2 protein-coding genes are annotated in these 2,488 nt (G+C 77.3%); both read right to left on the reverse strand.

Annotation, left to right across the window (positions count from 1 at the left end; genetic code table 11):
* The coding region (locus OZN99_RS29700; protein ID WP_270938820.1) for a transglycosylase domain-containing protein at positions 1–637 on the reverse strand (637 nt) is incomplete at its 3' end.
* A gap of 136 nt (positions 638–773) precedes the next feature.
* On the reverse strand, positions 774–2,488 hold a 1,715-nt coding region (locus OZN99_RS29705; protein WP_456299913.1), incomplete at its 5' end, for an alpha-2-macroglobulin family protein.

Genomic DNA, 2,488 nt, shown 5'->3' on the forward strand with positions numbered 1-2,488 from the left:
GCGCGCGCCGCGCGGACTCCGGGTGGCGATCGGGCCGCGTCGCCTCCGGCCTGCGCGCCAGCGCGACGAGCAGCGCGGCCTCTGCGGCATCCAGCGTCGCCGGCGCGCGGCCGAACCAGGCCAGCGAGCCGGCGCGCAGCCCTTCCAGATTGCCGCCCTGTGGCGCCAGCGTCAGCCAGATGCCGAGGATCTCGTCCTTGGTGAAGCGCGCCTCCAGCTGCAGCGCGCGCGCGATCTCGATGGCCTTGCTGCGGATCGTGCGCGGCCGCGGCTCCAGCAGGCGCACCGCCTGCATCGTCAGGGTGGACCCGCCGGACACGACGCGCCCGCTGCGCGCCCATTGCAGCGCGGCGCGGCCGAGCGCGAGCGGGTCCACACCCGGATGGCTGCGGAAGCGCCGGTCCTCCGCCGCGACCAGCATCGCCAGCAGATGCGGCGGCACGTCGCGCGCCTCGGTGCGCAGCCGCCACACGCCGCCGGGCGCGGGCAGCACGGACAGCGTGCGCCCCTCCCGGTCCAGCACCTCCACCCCGGCGGCGCGCCAGCGCGAGAGGTCGAGCGGGAGGAGGCGGTCGAGGGCGAGCGCGGTCAGCGCCAGCATCGCGAGCACAAGGGCGGCAACCCGCGACACGCGCACCGCCCGCTCCCGCCCCCGCTTCGCGGGGGGCCGGGGCCAATAGGCCCCGGCGCCGAAGGCTGGCCGGGGTGGGGGCGCGACCGACCCCACCCAGGCCTGGCACCGATCGGATGGGGGCTCGTGACGCAGCACGGCCCTACCGCGTGTTCCCCTGCGGCCGCGGCTGCTGCGGCGCCGGGCGCTGCTGCGGCGCGGGCGGCGGCACCGGCGGCAGCGCGTCCTCCGGGCCGTACACCACGATCCGCCCGCTGTTCTGCCGCGCGAAGACTCCGGGGCGGTACATGTCCTGCGCCTCCATTCCCGGCAGTTCGAAGCGGCCCGGCGTGACGGCGCGCAGCCGCACCGCCAGCCGCGCCAGCGGCTGCTCCGCGGTCAGCGTGATCGCCGCGGCGAAGCGGTCGTCGCGCGCGGGCATCGTCTCCGGCTCGCTCAGCGTGCCGAGCCAGGGCATGCCCTGCGGCTCGCCGGGCGGGAAGCGCCCGGTGATCTCCCAGCCGGCCGGCAGCCCCTGCAGGATCATCGCCTGGTGCCGTTCCCCGGTCAGGGCGCGGGCTTCCAGCAGCAGCACGAAGTCGGTGCCCGCGCGCACGCGGTCCAGGTCCAGCGGCTGCCCGTCCAGCGCGAAGAAGCGCCGTGCCACCCGCATCCCCTGCGCCGCCGCCGGCAGCGGAGAGGTCGGGATGCCGGTGATGGACACCGCCTGCACCACCGGCGCGTCGCCGCGATTGGCCGCGCTGCCGGATGCCGTCAGCGCCGCGCCGACCACCGAGGCCGTCGGCAGGTCGCGCCCGTCCAGCGTGACGCGCACCGGCCGCCCGTCCCGGCCGAGCACGCTGGCCGCCGCCACCGCCCAGGCCTGCTCCTGCGTGCTGGTGATCGCCGGCGTGAAGTCGGCGCCGGGCAGCCGGCCGAGCAGCTGCGGCAGCCGGTCCGCCGCGACGCCGCTCTCGCGCAGCAGCACGGCGATGGCCAGCAGGTCGCGCCCCGCGCTGCCGTAGTCGAAGAACCAGGGATTGCGCCCGGTATTCGCCAGCGCACTGGCAAACACCTGCTCGGCGCGCGCACGGTCGCCGGCGCGGGCAAAGGCGCTGGCCAGCTGCGCCTTGGCCAGCGGCGTCGGCAGCGCGTCCACATCCTCCGCCAGGCGTCGCGCCGCGCCCAGCCGGTTGCGGCCGGCCAGCGCCAGCACATGCACGCGATACGCCATCGCCGCGCGCTGCTCCGGCGTGTCGGCGTTGCGCTCCAGCCCGTCCTCGACCGCGCGGAGCGCCTCGGCCAGCGCGGCCTCCGGCACCGTGGCGCCGGCGGCACGCGCGCGCAGCAGCGCCTCCGTCGCATAGAGGCTCGCCCAGTCCTGCGCCTCGCCCTCCGCGCTCCAGAAGCCGAAGCGCCCGTCGAAGCGCTGGCGGTCCAGGATGGAGGCGATCGCCTGGCCGAGCGCCGCCGCATCCTCCTGCGCGGTGTCCGGGTTCTGCGGCGCGTAGGCCAGCGCCAGCGCACGCGACGAGGCCTGCTCCACGCAATCCAGCGGGAAGCGCTTCAGCGCTGCGAGCATCGCCGCGGGGTCGTAGCGCACCGGCGCGCCGAAGGTGACGCGCGCGGCCCAGGTGCCGGCGATGAAGCGGTCCGCGGGCACCGGCACCGCCGCCGTCCCGCCCGGCGCCAGCGTGCTCATCGCCACCTCCGTCACCGCGGGACGGGAGGAGCGGACGGTGATCCGCGCCTCGCGCTGCGTGCTGAAGCCGTCCGGCCCGGTGAAGGCGAGCCGCAGCACGCCCTCACCGGCCACCGTGGCGCGCAGCGTCGTGTTCGGCGTCGCGCGCGCGCCGGTCGCCAGCGACTGCGCCAGCC

Source organism: Falsiroseomonas oryzae (genome assembly GCF_027856955.1).
In the GTDB taxonomy this organism is placed as follows: Bacteria; Pseudomonadota; Alphaproteobacteria; order Acetobacterales; family Acetobacteraceae; genus Falsiroseomonas; species Falsiroseomonas oryzae.